This window comes from Flavipsychrobacter stenotrophus, assembly GCF_002954265.1.
GTDB lineage: Bacteria > Bacteroidota > Bacteroidia > Chitinophagales > Chitinophagaceae > Flavipsychrobacter > Flavipsychrobacter stenotrophus.
On the sequence record NZ_PPSL01000003.1, the window covers coordinates 551,459 to 569,638 of the forward strand.

The window sequence follows — 18,180 nt, forward strand, 5'->3', positions numbered from 1 at the left end:
AAGATTCAAAAATAGCAGAAGTAGCGACAAACATCTAATAACCAGCAAGATTTATTTAGAAACATTTTTGCGCGGTTCTATTTTTTAAAGATGTAGCTACATGCAGATGATAGCACCGTTACCCACACCGACATTTTGTCTCTGAAGCCGAGGGTGCTCGCTTTCCATTTCCAGTATCTCATAATGTCTATGAACTCATGCCGGCGAAAGGGCACCAGCCTATAGTTGATATTGACCAGCACATCTACACCTTCGGTCATCCAAAGGCGTTCTTTGGCTTTGCTGGAAATATTGGCATGGTAGAACCGGAAGTAGTTGAGCTGCTTGCCTACATGCGCCAGGTTGGTATGCTGCAGTAGCCTTGTGTAGAATACCCAATCTCCGCAGGCCTTATATTTTCCCAGGCCTTTTATAGCGTTAAGCGCAGGTATACGTTTCATTAATGCTGAGCTGGCATTCTGCACTGTGCAGTGTATGGCCATCTCTTTGACAACGTCAATGCCTTTTTTAAAGAACGTGGTTTTATAAATAGCCAATTCTTCACCGGCAACTCCTGCTTCATTTACCCAATGCGATCTGCAAAAAGCAAGGCCTACATTTTCGTAGGTATTAGCTGCTTTAAGCAATGTGTCAAGAAACGTAGGGGCGCAGTAGTCATCACTTTCCGCTATCCACACCCAGTCACCTATGGCCAGTTGCAAGCCCTTTTCCCATTGTTTAAATGTGCTGCCGCTGTTCACGCTGTTATACACAATATGTGTAACCCTGCTGTCGTTCCTGAATTGCTCAATGATGGCCTTGCTGTTGTCGGTAGAGCAGTCGTCGAGGATAATGAGCTCTATGTCATCATAGGTTTGTGTAAGTATACTCGTTATCCGCTGATGAAGATATCGCTCATGATTATAGTTGGGTATGATCACCGATACGTTAGCCATGAAGAAGATGTTTGATTAGTCTTAATGGCGATAAAATGAAGTACCCCAGCCTGAAAGACAAGGAGCTTCTTATTTCCTTTGTAATAACGGCTACCGCGTCTTTTGTTACTTCTATCCTGAATGCTTCATATTGCATCTTCAACACCTCCGCACCATCCAGCACACTAGCATTAAATTCGGGTAAAGTATCGTCTGACGCCAGACCTATTATATATACCGGCTCCATTTCCAGCCGGGACACAGCTTCATAAGAGCCCTTGTAGACAGATAAAGCTGCTGCAGGCTGGTTAGAAGTGATTGGTGCTATCATAGATCCATAAAATGACCGCTGCCCCATGAATAGGGTATGGGTGAAATAAGTGTTGATGAGCGTTTCAAATTCGGCTCTGTACAACTCCTTTACATGAAAGGGGTTGGTGAAGCCCGGTTTCTCGCTATAGTTGAGCTTATCTGGTGAGGAAATGAGTAATATGCCGCCCGGCGCCAATACCCGCTTTATTTCCTGCATCATCTCCTTGTGCCTGTTGTGGTGCTCAATGGTCTCAAAGCTGATGATCACATCTATGCTGGCATCAGCACAGGGAATGGCATCAACAGACCCCGTAAGAAATGTTATACTGTTACCCGTGTATTTCTCTTTGGCTCGTGCTATGGTAGCCGCATCAATATCCACGCCCGTAACAGATGCGGCTATGCCAGCCATCAATGCGCTGCCGTATCCTTCGCCGCAGGCAATATCCAACACCCGCTTGCCGCGCACCAGCTGCATAGCCAGGGCATACCTGTGCAGGTGCTCATTAGTGTTTTCGTTATAAACAAAGGTTTCCAGCCTTTCTCCTGTCCATGATTCAATATTCGTCATAGTATCTGGTTTTGTTCCGCCACCGGATCTTTGTCAACAATAATATAATCACTGAATTTCTTCCCTATATTGCCTGCCAGGGCTATACTCGGCATGTCTACAAACTTGTAGAACAGCCATGATAACAGTAAAGTGAGTGCAAGAGATAGCGAGAAGAGCAGGGTGATAAAGCCGGTGGAATGATCTGTATGCCGCAGGTATAGCCAGGATGTAAATGAACACATAATGGGCCAGTGCAGCAGATATATACCAAATGATACCTTGCCCAGTAATGTAAGAGCTTTGTGCCCCAATAACCTGGTAATGGGCGCAACCCTGAAGGTTACCAATATAACCAGGCTGCATAAAAATGAATTGACCATATCCATCCATCCCAGCCGCTTGTAAATGATCATTTTGCAGATGCCGAAAACAATCAGTACCATACCCACTATCAGCCATTGATGCCGGGTAATGAAATCGTTTACCTTGTTTATGATCTTTTTTACCTGCTCGCTGTTAGTGGGTGTGAAGTCATAATCTGACAGATAATAGCCAAACAAAAAGCTGTTTAACCAGTACATTTTAAGCATACCTACTACAATAAATATTGTGAGGTATATAAGCCCTCTTCTATAGGTGCGGCCGGTGAGGCCAAACAAAGCAAAGCAAAATATAGATCCGTAAAATTCTCTCTGAATGGTCCATAGCGGGCCATTATAGCTGTCATAGTAATCATAGTTGAACAGGGTATTCCAAACAGATGTTTTCAGCGCATGGAAAAATGATGGCGGGATGAGGTATAGATTTTGCTGCAGCGTTTCCACGCCTATTTTCCGCACATAGATGAGGCCGCCCTTATAGATGGCATAACTAAAAAATATAGATACCGCGCAAGGCAGCATTAGCCTGAAATAGCGTTTTGCACTACTAGCCAGCAGCTTGCTGCCGGTAGCGCCGTGCTGAAAGAAATTTTTGAAAATGACATATGCGCTCAGTGCCCAGAACAAATGCAACACCAGGTTGCCGTTGATCATAAGGTTGCTGCTCAGCACTATAAAATTGGTGCGGGTATGCCCGAGATGAGGGTAAAGAAATTTATAAAAATGGTCGTAAAAATCGGGAGCGATAATGATCTGGAAATGGCATACAAACACTATCAGCGCCCCTATAGCCCTTACTCCTTCCAGTTGCGATATCTTATGTGCAGACATAGTTATAGGTTTACGGGCTTTATAATTATTCCCTGGCAGGTGGGTAGCGACAACACTTCTACGCCTTTTGACCGGGCAAATTCGTCATGAGCTTTTTTCTGCTCATTGGTTACATTGCCATAGTCGTCGAGTATGATAATACCGCCTGGTGCCATTTTATCCCAGAAGTAGTTGAGCGTGTCGGCTTCGGGCTGCACACAGTTCATATCTACAGACAGATAAGCAACCTGTTGTGCCTTTACCTGTGTCAGTGTTTCGGGAACAGCGCCCTTTATTATGTTTACATTGAAGTTTTTAAAAGTATCCTTTACCTGATCGTATAGCGTGTCTTTATACTTCGTGTATTTCTGGTTGAGCTCCTGCGCCATTTCGGCTTCCGAACTATAGGTAGGGTCAAGGCCGGAGAATGTGTCGAGTAGATAATACGTCTTGCCCGTAGCATTGAAATTGATATAGTTGATGACCGCTCTCGAAAATATGCCTGTGTTTACGCCACAGTCTACAAAGTCGCCCGGAAGGTTCTTTGCGTAGTTTGCTGCCCAGCAGAGTACATGTATGCGCCAGTAAATGTCATAGTTCTTTAATACGGTCTGGTTTACATCTGTAGCCTTACCCAGGTTATAAGATTCTATGAACTTGGGGTCGGTCATGAAATCACAGTTGTGTTGGGTATACAACAGATCGTAGGCATAAGTAACGTCTGCTTTGGGCAGTACATGAAACTTGTCGAGGTCTACATTTACAAAATTGCCTGCGTCGGTGCCCTTAGGGTGCATTTTGTACACCTCATACCCCAGCATATTGGCCAACTTTTGAAACACTTTTTTCAGCATAGTAGTTTGTTTGTGTAAGGGTCATATAATATCGGTGCCCGACAATAAGTTGCCTCCCCAGCTCTGGCTCCACCTGGCGAATAATTGCTGGTTGTGGTTGTCAGACAGTATATTCAGTTCGGGGTAGTTGAATACCACGTCCAGGTTATGGAGCGATTCGTCAAGCGCTATGGCCAGTGTAAAAGTGTATGCTCCCGGAACAATTGTTGTTAATGGTATCTTTAAGGTAATGTTGTTAGCACCTGCTTTCAGCGGCTCTTTGCTGTATATAAGTGTGGTACCTACCTTATGATCGAGCCTGTCGGATATAGATATGCCGATGATGTATTTTGGGTAGGCTTTATCGGCTACTATACCGCATGTAAGGGTCATTGGCTCTTCAAAGTAATAGTTACTTTTGTTGGGCACTATACTGTTGAAGTAAATAGCATTAGCTGTATTAGGAATAAGTTCTTTACTGCTCTTATTGTACATGCGTGCATAGTCATCTACTACATCGTCTATCGATCCTGCGGATATGAGCGTGCCCTTATTTAAAAATATACCTGTGTCGCAGAAGCTGCGAACGGCCTCGAGATTATGACTTACAAACAATACGGTAATGCCATCGTCTTTGCTGATCTCATCCATCTTTGCCAGGCACTTCTTCTGAAACTGGCTGTCACCTACTGCCAGCACTTCATCAACTATCAGTATCTCGGGCTCAAGGTGGGCGGCTACCGCAAATGCAAGACGCATATACATGCCGCTGCTGTACCTTTTTACGGGGGTATCTAAAAACTGTCCTATCTCTGAGAAGGCTACTATCTGGTCGAATTTCTTCCTTATGGCCGCCCTGCTCATGCCCAGTATCACACCGTTGAGAAATATATTCTCCCTGCCTGTCAGCTCCGGGTGAAAACCTGTGCCCACTTCAAGCAAGCTTACTACGCGGCCTGCTGTTTCTACTGTGCCCGATGATGGTTCTGTGATCTTGCTCAATATTTTTAACAGGGTGCTTTTGCCGGCTCCATTACTGCCTATTATACCCACACGGCGGCCTTGCTCTACTTCAAAACTGAGGTCGTTGAGTACTATTATTTCTTCTCTCCGCGCAGCCGAAGCGCCTTGTTGCTTAAAGATATTCTTTGCTTTTGTGGCCAGCTTATCTCTCAGGCTGCCCTGCGACCCTCCCTGCTGCTCATGGTCTATGATATAGCGCTTACTTAGTTGGTCGACCTTTATTACTACATCACCCATATGATCAGATATCGTCTGCAAATGTTTTTTCGGTTTTACGGAAATAGCCTATGCCCAGCCATAGCAACAATGCGGTTGTACATAAAGACAGGTACATGCCCGGCCAGTACATACTATCATTGAGCAATGCCCACCTGAAGCCGTCAATAATACCAACCATGGGGTTAAGCGCATACCATATGCGCCAGCCGGCAGGTAAGCTCTTACTACTGAATGCCACCGGACTTACATACAAACCAACCTGTATAGCAAATGTGATGAGGTGGCGGAAATCGCGGTAACGGACATTAAGTGAGGTAAAGAACAGACTGATGCTTAATGCACAGGCGAAGAGCTGTATAATGAGTAACGGCACAAATATTACCTGCCAGTGCGGCATAAAATGGAACCATGCTAATGCGCCAATAACTATGGCAAAGGATATAAAAAAATCGAAGCAGCCGGTAACCAATGTGCTGAGCGGAATGATGATGCGCGGGAAGTAGACCTTATTGATGAGGCCCGCATTGCCGGTAATGCTATTGGTGGCATCGCCTACCGATGTGGCAAAGAACTGCCATGGCAACATACCTGCGAGTACCATAAGCATATAGGGTGCCTCTGACGGGTTTTGCAGCCTGGCAATGCGATTAAAGACCACTGTGAAGATGAGGGTAGTAAACAGGGGGCGCACAATGCTCCATGCAGTGCCTATGACGGTTTGCTTGTATCTTATTTTTATGTCCCGCCAGCTCAATATGTAGATCAGCTCACGGAATTTCCATACCTCATGCCAGTATTTTTTATGAGCCATAAATTGGGTTAGTGCCTTTTAGCAAGTGCGTGTATGTTTATGAACCTGTATAGATACTTGTAGTAACAATTTTTGAAAAATGTTCTGAATGGGCGCTTTTCATCTTTGCGGTAAACAGAGTAGCCGATGCCTATTTTGCGGAACGTATCGAGCACCAGGTTTTTGTGTTTGGTGTATAAAATGTCTACTACTTTGCAATGATTATCTTCATCGTCCAGCAGAGAATGATTGGTTATGCGGTAGTCGAACATGACCTCGTCAACAAAGTGGAACTTCTTTTGTGCGGCCCCTGCTCTTATCCATAGATCCCAATCTTCAAAAGCTATGAGTTTTCTGTCTTCATCAAATCCGCCCAACTCGTCGAAAGCTGATTTCCTGACCATGCTACACATGTCTATATGGTTCATTACGAGTATAGACTCCATGTCGAATTCGCCGGTCTTGAACCGTGGGGTAGTGGTGGCGCCGAAAAAGGCGGGTTTGCCGTAGACAATATCTGCAGTAGTGCTGTTAAATATGCCTATGCCCCTGGCCATAAAGCCATCTCTTATTTTATTGTCGCTGTCTAGAAAGAGAATAAATTCTCCTTTGGCGGCATTTACGCCGGTGTTTCTTGCCGCGCCGGGCCCCTTATTGTCCTGGTGGATAACTGTACAGTCGTGCAGTTTATTGAGCATGTCAAGGGTATCCTTATCTGTTGATCCATCGTCAACGATAATGACTTCGTATTGATACCCGTTCAGGTTTTTTGATGCAGCAACACTTTGCAGCGCATCGCCGAGGTAGCATCCGGAATTATAGCAGGGAATAATTACTGAAACATCCATAGTCGCGGTTTTTTATTTGTAAGAGATCAGCCTGCAACCGTCAGGCTTATTTTGGCAGTACAATATTTGTAAGTGGTAAATGTCAATATCCAGATGGCTTTCAGCTCGGATGCCGGGCTTATGGTCACTATCTTTTTCAGCCAGCCCTTACACAGCGTAAGGTACTCTCTCAGGGTAAAGCGCACCAGTTTGTAGTCTATATCCCTGATCACATGAATGCCTTCAGACACGTAGGCTGATGTTTGCGACGCCGAAAAAGAGACGCTGGTGTGGTGCCACCTGTAGTAATTGAGCTTTGTATGGCTGTATGCAAGATTGCAATGCTGTAACATGCGGGCATAAAATATCCAGTCTCCGCATGTTTTAAAAGTGCCCAGGCCTGCAAGCGCGTTGATTGCGTATTCTCTTTTGAGCAAACATGAGCTGACGTTGGTGATGGTATTATAAAGGCACATGTGCCTCTTGACCTCATTACGGCCAAATTCAAATTCGGCATCCATGTAGCAGTTCAGGTCTTCCAGTATATTTCCAGCGGCATCTACTTTGTATGAATTGCTATAGGCAATACCTACATCGGGGTACTTGTCCGTAAGCGCCAGCATGGTTTCCAGAAAGCGAGGCGAGGCATAGTCGTCACTTTCCGCTATCCATATATATTCGGTTTCCGCAAGCAATATTCCTTTGGTCCATTGATGAAAGGTGCTTCCGCTGTTAGTGTCATTATATATGATGGATCTGACCTTGGCGTTGTCTCTGTATTGCTCAATTATGCTCCTGCTATTGTCTGAGGAATTATCATCGAGCAATATGATCTCGAAGTTTGTGTATGTCTGGTTGAGTATGCTCTCCAAACGCAATTTAAGAAACGGCTCGTGATTGTAATTGGGTACGATCACCGTTACCTTATTCATAGTAGATATTTGATAAGATTCACTCATGATGCTTTAGTTGTTTTTATTTAATCGGCGCACCCTCCCCCTATTGACTTTTTATATTTTATTATTTTTTATTCTATCAATAATTAAAAGTATAATTAATGAAAGATAAATAATAACCTATAAAATAACTTAATTCGTAAAAATAAATCGTTATTATTTTATTTTGTAAGCCCAATCAACTATTCCTTGTAGTTTTTTAACTATGAAAGAGTTGGTTTACAGTTAAATGTACATAAGAAAATGACAATAGAGAATGTTTTTAGCGTTTTGCCATTATTTTCCAAAAATGTTTTTGAAAAATAGTCAGGTATAGCGAAAACATTCAATATTGTTTAAATATTCGGAGAAAAACGTTAACAAAGTATAAGTAGGTACATAGATAATATAAAATAACAAAACTAAATAAAATGTTATAACATAGAAAAATCATCGATATTTTCCGTAGGATATATAAAACGGAAATCGATGACATAAGTAAAGAGATAAGCAGCGGAGTAAGAACTGGCTGATCGCTATAAGGATAAAGGGTGGGGCGTAGGTTAGTTAGTAGTGAAGATGGAGGGGTGAATTAATACTTTGTTTTACTGGAAATATTCCTGATGATATTATCCAGCTCGTGAGATGTGTGTAATATATGCCTGAGCAGTTCTTGTTGCTCGGCATCTGCAGACATATCATCGAGCATATTTACCAAGCCTATAAGGTTGGCTAACGGAGCTCTGATAACATGAGACTGTATCCATGCTATCTCTTTCATTTTAGTTTCAGATTCTTTTGCCTTAGTGATGTCGAGGCAGGCACCTATCATTTTAGATGGTTTACCTGATTCATCGGGTATGACCCGGCCCCATGATTTGAGGTGTCTTATTTCGCCATCGGGCCGTATTATGCGTTCTTCAAACATAATATCCTCACCGGTTTCCACCACGTTGTATATGAGGTTTTTTACCCGGTCTATATCATCGGGGTGCAGCATAGACAGGTAGCCTTCAAATGTTGCCTGAAATGTTTTGTCGTCTTGCCCGTATATGGTGTACAATACATCAGACCAGGTTACTTTATTGGCTCTGATATCCCATTGCCAGTTGCCGAAGTTAGCCAGCTCCTGACCCTGAGTCACGAGCATATTCACCTCTCTTATTGTGGCTTCGTATAGCTTATTCTCAAGTATTACTTTCAGTATTGCTGCTGTGCGTTCTATAATAGCTATCTCATCTTCTTCAGGCGATTTTGCAGTGTTATAGTAAACACCCAATACCGAAAGTACATTGCCATTTACATCTGATATGGGGTATGACCAGCAAGCGCAAAGATTGTGCGGCAATATAAGGTGTTTATAGGCACTCCATTTAGGGTCGGTGGCTATATCACTAACAATTACTGTTTGTTTTAAAAAGGCGGAAGTACCACAGGTGCCTACCTCAGGCCCTATCTCAAGCCCTTCTACAGCAGCCAGGTAGGCAGCAGGTAATGAAGGCGATGACCAGTTATATAGTTTGTTGCTGACCAGCCGGAGAATAGAAAATTTCATGTCGGCAAAGAGGCCTTCAATACCACGTACGTAGGTGTTCAAAACATCTTCCAGCGTGGCTACCTGTTTTGAATTAAGCTCCAACACTTCTTTCTCAAGATGGTCGAGCTCAGCAAGTAACTTGGTCTCTGTAATGTCTACCATTATACCCCGCAATAATTTGGGCAGGCCATTTTCTGTTATTACAGAGACGATATCTTTTATCCATACAATTTCTCCGTTGGCCTTTATCATGCGGTAGTCGAATGTATGACTGCGTGCTTTTTGTGTTTGTAGCTGACAGAAGCTAACTGCCGATTCCCTGTCGTCTTTATGAATATGGTTTACCCAGAAATTGGGTTCGCTGAGCCACTGCGCGGGTGTATAGCCCAGTATACTGCAGGCCTGTTCGCTTACAAAAGTAAAGTTGAAAGTAGTAGCATCTGCTTCCCACACCACACCGTCCACAGCCAGCACGAGGTCCTGATAGCGATTGTGCGATTCCAGCAGTGCGGTCTCTACTTTTTTTCGTTCAGTAATGTCTTGCGCGGTGCCATATACACGGGCCGGCATACCCTCGGCCAGGTCGGCCTTGCCCGAACATTGCAGCACCCGAATATTGCCTTTTGCTGTTATGATCTCCAGCTCTATATCAAATACCTTGTTGGTGGCAATAGCGTCTTGTACAAGGTTGGTTAGTGCTGTGCGCTGCTCATCTGTGCTGTAAAACCCCAGCGATGACGCGAAGGTGGGTTCGTAATCGGGCTCTACTTCGTGAATTTCCCTCATTACTTCAGACCACGTCATTTTATTAGTAATGAGGTCTGCTTCCCAGCTGCCGCTTCTGGCTACGCGTTGGGTCTCATTGAGAAATTTCTGATTGCTTGATAGGGCTTCCCTTATGCTGGTCTCAGTGCGCCTTGCTACAACTATATCTGTGATGTCTATGAGGGTGACAATTATCTGCAAGAGATCTCCCTCGTCATTTAATACGGGTGTAAAAAGTACTCTGAGATATTTATCGGCCGTGCCCGATAGTTTGTTGCCCGGTACATATTTCAGCTCTTTAATTTCATGCTGCATTTTGTCATTGCAGACCTTCTTCTGGCACTCCTGCAATGCTGATTGGTGATCATTTGCCGCGCTGAAAAAGATGTTGACAAATTCCTTTCCTTTCACTTCTTTTTCAGAGAGTTCCAGTAGTTGCCCGCAGGCCGGGTTTATGGCTGATACCGTACAAACAGCACCCACACTTACCAGTAATATAGGCGTGGGCAATAATTTAAACGCTGTCTCGTACATATGATCATTCATAGCGTATGCTGTTTTAGATGACGCGCTGTTTTGTCAGTATCCGGGTTGTTTTATTTACTTCAGCACTTCTTTATTGAAATCATATTAAATGTATGAAAAAATAGTTATAATTAAAAGCTAGTCGGGTGATTGTCAGTAAATTATTTAGTGAGTATAACCAATACATTTCATAATTCTAAATCTGAAGACGATAAAAAGTAGAATTATCATACTGAGGGTGGACTGACACTGTTTAGATATCTAATCCATGCATTGCTTAGAAGCCTCACCCCGGCCCTCTCCAAAGGAGAGGGCGGTGTTTCCCGTATAATCCGAACGGGAGATTTAGTTGTCTAAATGGACTGACACTAAAAAGGTTCCGATAGCTCGGAACCTTTTTAGTGAGTACCCGCAGGCGGGTTATATTTTTACAAGTTTTTTGCCGCTGGCTTTACCCTGTTCCCGAATAAAATAAATGCCGGGAGACAAAGAAGAGATATCTAATGAAGTTGCTTGTTTAGCAATGGAGGCTGTCATGACTATAGTGCCTGTAACCGAACAGATCTCCAGTTGAGCAACATCAGCGGTTGAGCAGATATTGATAGTGTTTGTTGCAGGATTGGGGTAAAATGTTAGGATATGGTCATTAGCTGCAACATTAGTTATACATGCTGTACCAACAGGCTTCAGGTTAATATTGAGCGTGTTCACAAATACACAAGAATCGATAGTAAGCGGTGCAAAGTTGGTGGCATACAGTTTGAAAGTGACTGTATAGTTATCTGGAATGGTAGTGTTGACAAAATAGTTGGTATACGCTGGCGCTGTGTCACCTATATTCCATGCAGATGCGAACACCTGCCAGTTGGCATCATGCAGGCTCATGCCCGGTGGCAGGGGCGTAGTATTGATGAGCTTTATTTGCGGATAAGCAAAGTTGGTGGTGGTATTGTTGACCATAGGGATAACTATGGCAGAATCGGGCGCACTAAGGGTTGTGGCCTGAAACTTTATACCGGCATTTACATGCGTAAGCGTCATGGTATCGCACTCCACAATTTGTGCGGAAAGCTTGCTGCTAAAGCATGCCAGGATAAGCATGGAAATACCGGTATATTTCATGACTAGTTAGTTATCGGATCATCGATCTTGCCATTGATCACGTGCCAGTTCTGCACAGGCTTTGGCTTTTCAACCGGCTTGCGCATTGCGGCCTTTCTTTTTGCATCTTTATATCTCTTTACCGCAGCAAGACTATCCTGCTGGTGCTTCTGCATTTGTTCTGCCTTAAGTTGCGCAATACCTTGTGCAATGCCGGCGGTAGTACCCTGTGCCATGCCTTTTTTCATGCCTTCTTCAACACCGCTGTCGTAAGCAGTTTTCTTAATGCCCGGAAGTGCAAGGAAACCGGCTAATCCACACAAAACAACGCCTATAATGAGGCCTATAAATATGTTTTTCATAATTGCGAAGTAAACTAAATAAAATCAATATTGCAAGATAGTGATCTTGTATTGCCAATATGTGGTTTCAACTACGGGTCTTAAGCAACAGGCGCGTAGTGAATGCCTTATGGACAAATATAATTCAAAATATTAATTTTTTACAGTAATTCCTGCGCTGGCGGTGAGAATAATGATCCGCTATATGTAATGTATGGTTGCTGCGGCAATGAGCACCAAACCTGTAACTATTAATGCGGTTGTGAGTAACTGGCTGCGGATTGGTGCATGCCTTGATATACCGGGGTAGTAGATGTAGCCAATAATAATGCCGGCGAGCAAGCCGCCGATGTGGGCGGCATTGTCTGTATTACCCTTCAGGCCCATCATAAGGTTGAAGACAACGAAGAACAGGATGCTCCTGAGCATGGTCTTTCTGAGCGTCTTTTTTATATGGTTGGTGGTGAGCATGGATAGGAATATACCATACATGCCAAATATGGCTCCAGATGCGCCCACACCCACACTGAATGGGTGTATTGCCAGGCTCATTAATCCGGCACAAACACCTGTGACAAGGTATGCTGATAAAAACCTGAATTTGCCCATCAATGGCTCAAGGAACATACCTATGTATAGCAGCGCAAAAGTGTTGCCCAGCAGGTGCATTGCCCCGCCATGCAGAAAATTATAGGTGATAAGGCGCCACCATTCGCCGGCTACTACTGCCTGCCTGAAGTTGCCGCCCCATTGATATAACGCCTGCGCTGTGGGGTGGATAGGAGACAGCCCTGCAATGACCATGGCAATAAACACCAGCACATTGGCATAGACAAGTAGTGGTGTGGTCAAGTAGCTTTTTGAAGGTACAAGCGCACCAAACTTCTCCCGGTGCATTGGGTGCAGATTACGGTCGGCCTTATCGTAAGCCTCTATAAACTGGCTTATTACATGTTTGAAGAGTTCAATGTTCTTTATGCTCTGCTCCTGATCGAAATAGTAGCCGTCGGCCGATTTGCTGGTTAAGGTAGCCCTCTTGCCCTGTATAAGTATGGTAATGATCTCGCCCTGTGAAAATGCATTTGCCGGTGTCTGGCACATGATCGTATCTCCGTTGAGTGCCACTACAAACCACTGCAGATGTGCTGCCGCACGCTGTACCAATGCCAGGTAGGTAGCAGGTCCAATATGCTGCAATGATAATTCCTCTGTGTGGTACTCAGGCATCCGGGCCAGTTCCATAACCGTGGTAAATTGAGACGTAAAGGTATGGGTGGATAGGATATGGCAGTATTGATAAAAGACGACAGGTATATTACTAAACCCGATACAGTTCTAACATCTGCTTAACTTATTTTGCTGTATCATAAATTTCAAACGTTGTTTTTTACATTTACCTACAGTTTACTAAGCCCATGACCGACCAATATATTTTCACATCAGCGCGACTCGGTTTCAGAGCATGGAGACCCACAGACATTGTGCCGATGGCTGCCATCAATGCCGATGCTGAGGTTATGGAATTCTTCCCCGATACTAAGACGCTGGCGGAGACAGAAGAGTTTATTGTAAGGATGCAGCAACAACAGGGCGATAAAGGTTATTGTTATTACGCGGTAGATGTGTTGAGTAGCGGACTATTCATAGGTTTTATCGGATTGTGTTATCAAACTTATGACGCACCGTTTACGCCCTGCACAGATATTGGTTGGCGGCTGCACAAGCAGGTATGGGGTATGGGGTATGCAACAGAGGGTGCCGAGCGTTGCCTGGAATATGGGCTTAACGATTTGCGACTAAAAGAGATATACGCTATAGCACCGAAGATCAATACAAGATCAGTGCAGGTAATGAATAAGATAGGTATGCAAAAGGTGGGTGAATTTCAACACCCTTTATTGGTCGGTGATGATCGGCTGAGAGATTGTGTGGTTTATAAAACTTAATGGAAGTTTATTCCTTAACTGATTTAATGGCCACAAGGTAGTCGGTTATTTTCTTGCAGGTTACAGAGTCGATAGGGGCTTTGTATTTGACCACCATTTTGGTCACTTCGGCTTCCCATACCTTACGTGGAAATGAAGGTTGCATGGTAATGTATTTGAGTGAGTGACACATGGCACAATAGGACATGAACTCAGATCGGCCCTCCCCTTCGGGGAATTTAGGATTCTCAAGTCCGATGTTCATTTCACGCACACTGCCGTTTACGGAAAATGAATGTACAGCAGCTGGTTCAGGTGCTTCCGGCGTTTGTGCCGGTTCCGCCTTTTTCTTGCAGGCAACTGCAAAAAGCGCTCCAGCTATAAGGATCAGTAATACGTGTTTTATATTTGGGCTCACCAGTTGTGTTAGTTTACGGTTACATCAATGCATTCAATAAATCCCCGGCCATAGCCACTCCTGTTCCATTGCTTTTCGGGTTGCGTATTTCCGGCTACGTCTGTAGCGCGTACTTTAAGGTGATAAGTTCCTTTTGCTGTGGGCGTCCAGTTGTAGCGCCAGCGGCGCCATGAATACTTGCCTATTTCAGCATCCAATTTGGTCTCTATCCACGTCTTACCATCATCGGTAGATATTTCAACTTTCTTAATAGCCGTTCCATCGGTAAATGCAAGACCTTCTACCTGACAGGGCTTATTAGCAGTTAATGGTGCATCAACTTCCGGCTCTACGAAAATGGAATGCATCATTATCTTATTGATAGGCACGGTAGCCTTAGCCAGGTTGTCGGGAGATTCGTTTATGCCGGGCTCTTTAGGTATCTGGTATGCTTTGGCCATCCAGAAACCATGGAAACTATCTACCATTACATTGATATTACTGAGTGCACCTATCCAATACGTGGCATACCATCCCGGTACTATCAGCTTGAGGGGGTAACCATTCAGCATGGGCAATGGCTGTCCGTTCATTTCATAGGCCACCAATATTTCATCCTCCATGGCATGGTTCATGCTGAGCGACTTTATAAAAGCCGGCATGGATGGCAGTGGCGGCCTGTCTAGTCCCTGGAAAGATACATCAACCGCCTTTTCATTGGCGCCTGCCATTTTCAGAATGTCTTTTAATCTCACTCCTTTCCATTTGGCATTGCCCATGCTGCCATTGGCCCACTGCGTGCCGGGCACTCTTGGTGTAAAGGTAGACCTGGAATTGCCCGCGCATATGGCTAATGCCACAATAGAATCGGCTGTAAACTTTGTCTTAAGGTCATTCATGGATAAGGCGAGCGGCTTTTGCACGGCACCTTCCACATAGAGCCTGAATGTATCAATATCTATCCTGGTAACAATCTGCGACATATGCCACCGCACAAAAAAGTATTCATTGGGGGTTATATCCTGCCTGAATATTTTTAATGGTGTCTCCAATTGTGGTGGTCTGTCGGTCATCAGGTACATTTCCTTCTTTTCCGGGTAGGTCACTGTTTGCCGTGGTTCTGTGACTTTGGTTGGTGGCACATCATTGCACGATAATAGGTGCAATGACACTATCAATGATAAGACAGAAATAAAAGACAACTTTTTCAATACCTATAGATTTGTTTGTGGTGGATGCTCCTGAAGCTCAAAAATAGCACTTAACAAGAGTAATGAGTATAAATTTACTTATTTTGCCTGCAAAAGCAAATCGATCATACAAGCCGCAATGGCAGGTAAATACGAAAGAAGATGAAAAAAATATTTTTTGCAGCAATGCCCGCAGTAGTTGCGCTCTTTATGGTGTCATGTGGCAGCGATTCGGGAGTGCCCGACCATCAGACAATGGCCGCAAAGCCGGCCCCGCCTACCGGAGAAGCTATTTACAAAACAACATGTGTGGCCTGTCACCAGGCTAATGGTGAAGGAATGCCCGGCACTTATCCGCCACTGGCAAAGTCTGATTACATGACCGACAAGAATGTAGTGATCAAGCAGGTATTGAAAGGCAGTTCGGGAGAGATAACTGTAAACGGCCAGAAATACAACAACACAATGCCGCCACAGCAATTGTCGGACGATGATATGGCAGCAGTACTTACCTATGTATACAGCAATTTTGGTAACAGCGGCCCGGCTGTAACCGCTGCCGAAGTAAAAGCAGTGAGAGCAGCATTGTAGAAATAGATAATGATATTAACAATAAAACCGGCTACTATGGCCGGTTTTATTGTTTGGGTATATCCTCATAAACACACACATCCTTATAGTAGTTTCTTGTAGGCTATACTGACGCCGAAGCCCATGGAGATGAAGGTGCCATTGGCCATGAAGCTCTTGCTGAGCATAGGGCCGGGGCGCTGGCCGAATTCGAAATTGTACTGGAAGCCCAGTGTTTTTACACCTCGTGCGCTATACCCTACACGCCATCCCAGGTGCCTGATAGATCCGCTCTTCGCCTCTATTCCCCACTTGGCTCCATTAATATCCACAACATCTGCGATAGGGACTACAGGGGCCAGCATAATGTCGGCATAGAGATCACTTACTTTAGCATTGTTTTTTGTGCGGCCGCCCACGTTTATGAACAGGCTGGTAACCTTACGCAACCGCAGACCGCCGTATATACTTACCACATTGGTCATAGACAGCGGCTTGTAAGATTCACCCGCAGGCTGCGGATTGCTGCTACTGGTACCTACACCTTCTATAGGTACTTCCTGCCCTGTTGGTGTTTTGTAGCTATACATGCTATGGCTGTCATCATCAAATTCAAGGGCTTTACGGTTGTAGAACACGCCACCCTCTACGCCAAACATGCGCCTCATAGTGCCCGGTACCATCATGTACCTGGTATGAGTGTAGCCGCCACCTGAGAATGATGACAATACTACTCTCAGCGGCTTTTTCTTTTCCTTATCGGCGAGGAAAAATGCGCCACCTAGGTCCAGTACCATTTGCTTTCTGAGGCCGCCCTCTTTGGTGGGGTAGCCGCTCACCACATGATGTGTAGCTATATCCAGGTATGAATGCCGGTATTGTACCCATGGCATCAGGTGCTTGAGTATTACTGTTTCTACCTTTACGCCATAGCTAATGCTGGCATCGAGATAAGTGTCGGCATTAAAAAGGTCTATGTATGCCGCGGTGGGCTTGTAATTATGTGGGTCGTCAGAGGTTTTTGTGTAAGACGTCATTTGCGCTGATGCGCTGACTGTTATTGCACAGAGTGCTGCTGTTATTGTTATCTTGTTCAACATATGGTGTGTGTTTTATAAGATGATCAATTCTTTTTCGCTTCGGTGATCTCTCCGCCTATTTTGTTGGCTATAGAAACGATCATATTGTTGTAAGCAAGTTTGTTCTCTGTTTCCAGTTTAGCTTTATCTTCTTCGGTCTTTGCTTTGGCGTCGATACGCAATCCTTTTTTAAAAGCCATTCTGTAGCCGCTATAAAACAATCCTTTTGAATAGAACATGTTATCCTTCTTGCCTTCTGCAAGTGGCAGCGGATTGGGGCCGAACATATAGGCACCTGTAGCGGCCAGGTAGTGGCGGTTGCGCTTGTCGCAGAGTTGCGTGTTCACTACAATCACCACCGCATCTACATCCAGCTGCTTGCAAAGGTCGTAGCCCAGGCATTCTATCATGTCGTTATCAAACAAGCCTACACCGCCATTGCGTTTCACTGCTTTCTTTTTGGCATCTGCAATCGGTACATTCTTATTAAGATCGGCCAGTACAAAGCCATTGGCAGGCGCTTTGCACTCTATTGAAGTGCCCATATTGCCGGCTTTTTTCATGAATTTGGTAAGTGCGGCACCTATCTTATTGAGCTTGCTGTGCCTGACTACAAAATTGTTGTAGAAGCTTTTTTTATCCTCGCTGGTAAGAAACTCAGACGGTGTGAGCAACTGCATCCCGTTGGCAGAAAAACTCTTTTTCAGGTTTTCTATACTTGCATCGTAGAAGTAGGTAGCATACATTTTCGCACCCGCCTCACCTGTATTGGTAGTAGTGAAGTTCTTTCCTGTCATATTAGTACCCGTCACCTTGGTAAAGCCCGGATCTTCTGTGTAGAAAGACACCAGTGCCACCCGTTTGGGCATAGTTTTCATTTTATCAAAGTCAACGGTAAATCCTTTTCCGTTGTCTCTTATAGTCACCTCGCTCACATCATATTTAGCCTTTTTCGACAGATCCGTCTGGCTGGCATATTTTGATAATTTGGGTGCAGAGCATCCTGTAATAATAATAGCTGTAATAGCTGCAATTCCTAAGTTCCTGTTTGTTTTCATTTCCCACATTTTTTAGACTACCGGCTGCATCCGTTCATCGTCATGAAGGCTGCAACCGGCTATTAATTAATGCGGTAAAATTAAAATTGAGGAAGC

The 18,180-nt window shown here is 44.4% G+C and carries 18 protein-coding genes; 2 read left to right on the forward strand and 16 right to left on the reverse strand.

Going from position 1 to position 18,180, the window contains the following annotated elements:
- Positions 1-77 precede the first annotated feature (77 nt).
- The 12 genes from CJD36_RS12310 to CJD36_RS12365 form a co-directional block, all read right to left on the reverse strand.
- Positions 78-935, reverse strand: coding sequence for a glycosyltransferase family 2 protein (locus CJD36_RS12310; protein ID WP_105039474.1), 858 nt, complete (start codon positions 933-935; stop codon positions 78-80).
- Positions 928-1,797 carry a class I SAM-dependent methyltransferase gene (locus CJD36_RS12315; protein ID WP_105039475.1) on the reverse strand — a complete coding sequence of 290 codons (870 nt, stop codon included), beginning with the start codon at positions 1,795-1,797 and terminating at the stop codon, positions 928-930. The genes CJD36_RS12310 and CJD36_RS12315 overlap by 8 nt, the downstream gene beginning before the upstream one ends.
- Positions 1,794-2,990: an acyltransferase family protein gene (locus tag CJD36_RS12320; protein WP_105039476.1), complete on the reverse strand. Its 1,197-nt coding sequence runs from the start codon at positions 2,988-2,990 to the stop codon at positions 1,794-1,796. Before CJD36_RS12320 ends, CJD36_RS12315 begins: the two co-directional genes overlap by 4 nt.
- A gap of 2 nt (positions 2,991-2,992) precedes the next feature.
- Positions 2,993-3,823 carry a TylF/MycF/NovP-related O-methyltransferase gene (locus CJD36_RS12325; RefSeq protein WP_105039477.1) on the reverse strand — a complete coding sequence of 277 codons (831 nt, stop codon included), beginning with the start codon at positions 3,821-3,823 and terminating at the stop codon, positions 2,993-2,995.
- A gap of 21 nt (positions 3,824-3,844) precedes the next feature.
- Positions 3,845-5,083 (reverse strand): ABC transporter ATP-binding protein, encoded by a 1,239-nt coding sequence (locus tag CJD36_RS12330; RefSeq protein ID WP_240609344.1) that lies wholly within the window; start codon positions 5,081-5,083, stop codon positions 3,845-3,847.
- The gene (locus tag CJD36_RS12335; RefSeq protein WP_105039479.1) at positions 5,067-5,855 is read right to left on the reverse strand and encodes an ABC transporter permease; all 789 of its coding nucleotides are present in this window, start codon (positions 5,853-5,855) and stop codon (positions 5,067-5,069) included. The genes CJD36_RS12330 and CJD36_RS12335 overlap by 17 nt, the downstream gene beginning before the upstream one ends.
- Positions 5,856-5,863: 8 nt before the next feature.
- Positions 5,864-6,682: a glycosyltransferase family 2 protein gene (locus tag CJD36_RS12340; RefSeq protein ID WP_105039480.1), complete on the reverse strand. Its 819-nt coding sequence runs from the start codon at positions 6,680-6,682 to the stop codon at positions 5,864-5,866.
- Between the two features lie 26 nt (positions 6,683-6,708).
- Positions 6,709-7,620, reverse strand: a complete 912-nt coding sequence (locus CJD36_RS12345; RefSeq protein ID WP_105039481.1) for a glycosyltransferase family A protein — start codon at positions 7,618-7,620, stop codon at positions 6,709-6,711.
- 568 nt (positions 7,621-8,188) lie between these two features.
- A complete protein-coding gene (locus CJD36_RS12350; RefSeq protein ID WP_105039482.1) occupies positions 8,189-10,444 on the reverse strand; it encodes a PAS domain-containing protein in 2,256 nt (751 codons plus the stop codon).
- A 399-nt stretch (positions 10,445-10,843) separates the two neighbouring features.
- Entirely contained in the window at positions 10,844-11,545 is a 702-nt protein-coding gene (locus CJD36_RS12355) for a T9SS type A sorting domain-containing protein (RefSeq protein ID WP_105039483.1), read from the reverse strand.
- Positions 11,546-11,547: 2 nt separating this feature from the next.
- On the reverse strand, positions 11,548-11,886 hold the full coding sequence (locus CJD36_RS12360) for a hypothetical protein (RefSeq protein WP_105039484.1): 339 nt from the start codon (positions 11,884-11,886) through the stop codon (positions 11,548-11,550).
- Between the two features lie 180 nt (positions 11,887-12,066).
- The gene (locus CJD36_RS12365; RefSeq protein WP_105039485.1) at positions 12,067-13,107 is read right to left on the reverse strand and encodes a rhomboid family intramembrane serine protease; all 1,041 of its coding nucleotides are present in this window, start codon (positions 13,105-13,107) and stop codon (positions 12,067-12,069) included.
- 173 nt (positions 13,108-13,280) lie between these two features.
- On the opposite strand from CJD36_RS12365, the gene CJD36_RS12370 reads away from it, so the two are divergent.
- The gene (locus tag CJD36_RS12370; RefSeq protein ID WP_105039486.1) at positions 13,281-13,811 is read left to right on the forward strand and encodes a GNAT family N-acetyltransferase; all 531 of its coding nucleotides are present in this window, start codon (positions 13,281-13,283) and stop codon (positions 13,809-13,811) included.
- Between the two features lie 7 nt (positions 13,812-13,818).
- Here the strand turns inward: CJD36_RS12370 and CJD36_RS12375 are convergent, their stop codons facing one another.
- Positions 13,819-14,208: a hypothetical protein gene (locus tag CJD36_RS12375; protein WP_105039487.1), complete on the reverse strand. Its 390-nt coding sequence runs from the start codon at positions 14,206-14,208 to the stop codon at positions 13,819-13,821.
- Positions 14,209-14,216: 8 nt separating this feature from the next.
- Entirely contained in the window at positions 14,217-15,398 is a 1,182-nt protein-coding gene (locus CJD36_RS12380; RefSeq protein ID WP_133162624.1) for a molybdopterin-dependent oxidoreductase, read from the reverse strand.
- Between the two features lie 141 nt (positions 15,399-15,539).
- Here CJD36_RS12380 and CJD36_RS12385 point away from each other — a divergent pair, with 141 nt between their 5' ends.
- The gene (locus CJD36_RS12385) at positions 15,540-15,968 is read left to right on the forward strand and encodes a c-type cytochrome (protein ID WP_105039489.1); all 429 of its coding nucleotides are present in this window, start codon (positions 15,540-15,542) and stop codon (positions 15,966-15,968) included.
- An 83-nt stretch (positions 15,969-16,051) separates the two neighbouring features.
- Here CJD36_RS12385 and CJD36_RS12390 read toward each other — a convergent pair whose 3' ends face one another.
- On the reverse strand, positions 16,052-17,047 hold the full coding sequence (locus tag CJD36_RS12390) for a hypothetical protein (RefSeq protein WP_105039490.1): 996 nt from the start codon (positions 17,045-17,047) through the stop codon (positions 16,052-16,054).
- Between the two features lie 23 nt (positions 17,048-17,070).
- A complete protein-coding gene (locus CJD36_RS12395) occupies positions 17,071-18,084 on the reverse strand; it encodes a hypothetical protein (RefSeq protein ID WP_133162625.1) in 1,014 nt (337 codons plus the stop codon).
- Between the last annotated feature and the right edge of the window lie 96 nt (positions 18,085-18,180).

Coding starts and splice junctions, on each gene's coding strand:
- CJD36_RS12345 (WP_105039481.1), bottom strand. CDS start 7,620: ATGAGTGAATCTTATCAAATATCTACTATGAATAAGGTAACGGTGATC.
- CJD36_RS12395 (WP_133162625.1), bottom strand. CDS start 18,084: ATGAAAACAAACAGGAACTTAGGAATTGCAGCTATTACAGCTATTATT.
- CJD36_RS12320 (WP_105039476.1), bottom strand. CDS start 2,990: ATGTCTGCACATAAGATATCGCAACTGGAAGGAGTAAGGGCTATAGGG.
- CJD36_RS12325 (WP_105039477.1), bottom strand. CDS start 3,823: ATGCTGAAAAAAGTGTTTCAAAAGTTGGCCAATATGCTGGGGTATGAG.
- CJD36_RS12315 (WP_105039475.1), bottom strand. CDS start 1,797: ATGACGAATATTGAATCATGGACAGGAGAAAGGCTGGAAACCTTTGTT.
- CJD36_RS12310 (WP_105039474.1), bottom strand. CDS start 935: ATGGCTAACGTATCGGTGATCATACCCAACTATAATCATGAGCGATAT.
- CJD36_RS12370 (WP_105039486.1), top strand. CDS start 13,281: ATGACCGACCAATATATTTTCACATCAGCGCGACTCGGTTTCAGAGCA.
- CJD36_RS12350 (WP_105039482.1), bottom strand. CDS start 10,444: ATGAATGATCATATGTACGAGACAGCGTTTAAATTATTGCCCACGCCT.
- CJD36_RS12365 (WP_105039485.1), bottom strand. CDS start 13,107: ATGGAACTGGCCCGGATGCCTGAGTACCACACAGAGGAATTATCATTG.
- CJD36_RS12335 (WP_105039479.1), bottom strand. CDS start 5,855: ATGGCTCATAAAAAATACTGGCATGAGGTATGGAAATTCCGTGAGCTG.
- CJD36_RS12360 (WP_105039484.1), bottom strand. CDS start 11,886: ATGAAAAACATATTTATAGGCCTCATTATAGGCGTTGTTTTGTGTGGA.
- CJD36_RS12355 (WP_105039483.1), bottom strand. CDS start 11,545: ATGAAATATACCGGTATTTCCATGCTTATCCTGGCATGCTTTAGCAGC.
- CJD36_RS12390 (WP_105039490.1), bottom strand. CDS start 17,047: ATGTTGAACAAGATAACAATAACAGCAGCACTCTGTGCAATAACAGTC.
- CJD36_RS12340 (WP_105039480.1), bottom strand. CDS start 6,682: ATGGATGTTTCAGTAATTATTCCCTGCTATAATTCCGGATGCTACCTC.
- CJD36_RS12385 (WP_105039489.1), top strand. CDS start 15,540: ATGAAAAAAATATTTTTTGCAGCAATGCCCGCAGTAGTTGCGCTCTTT.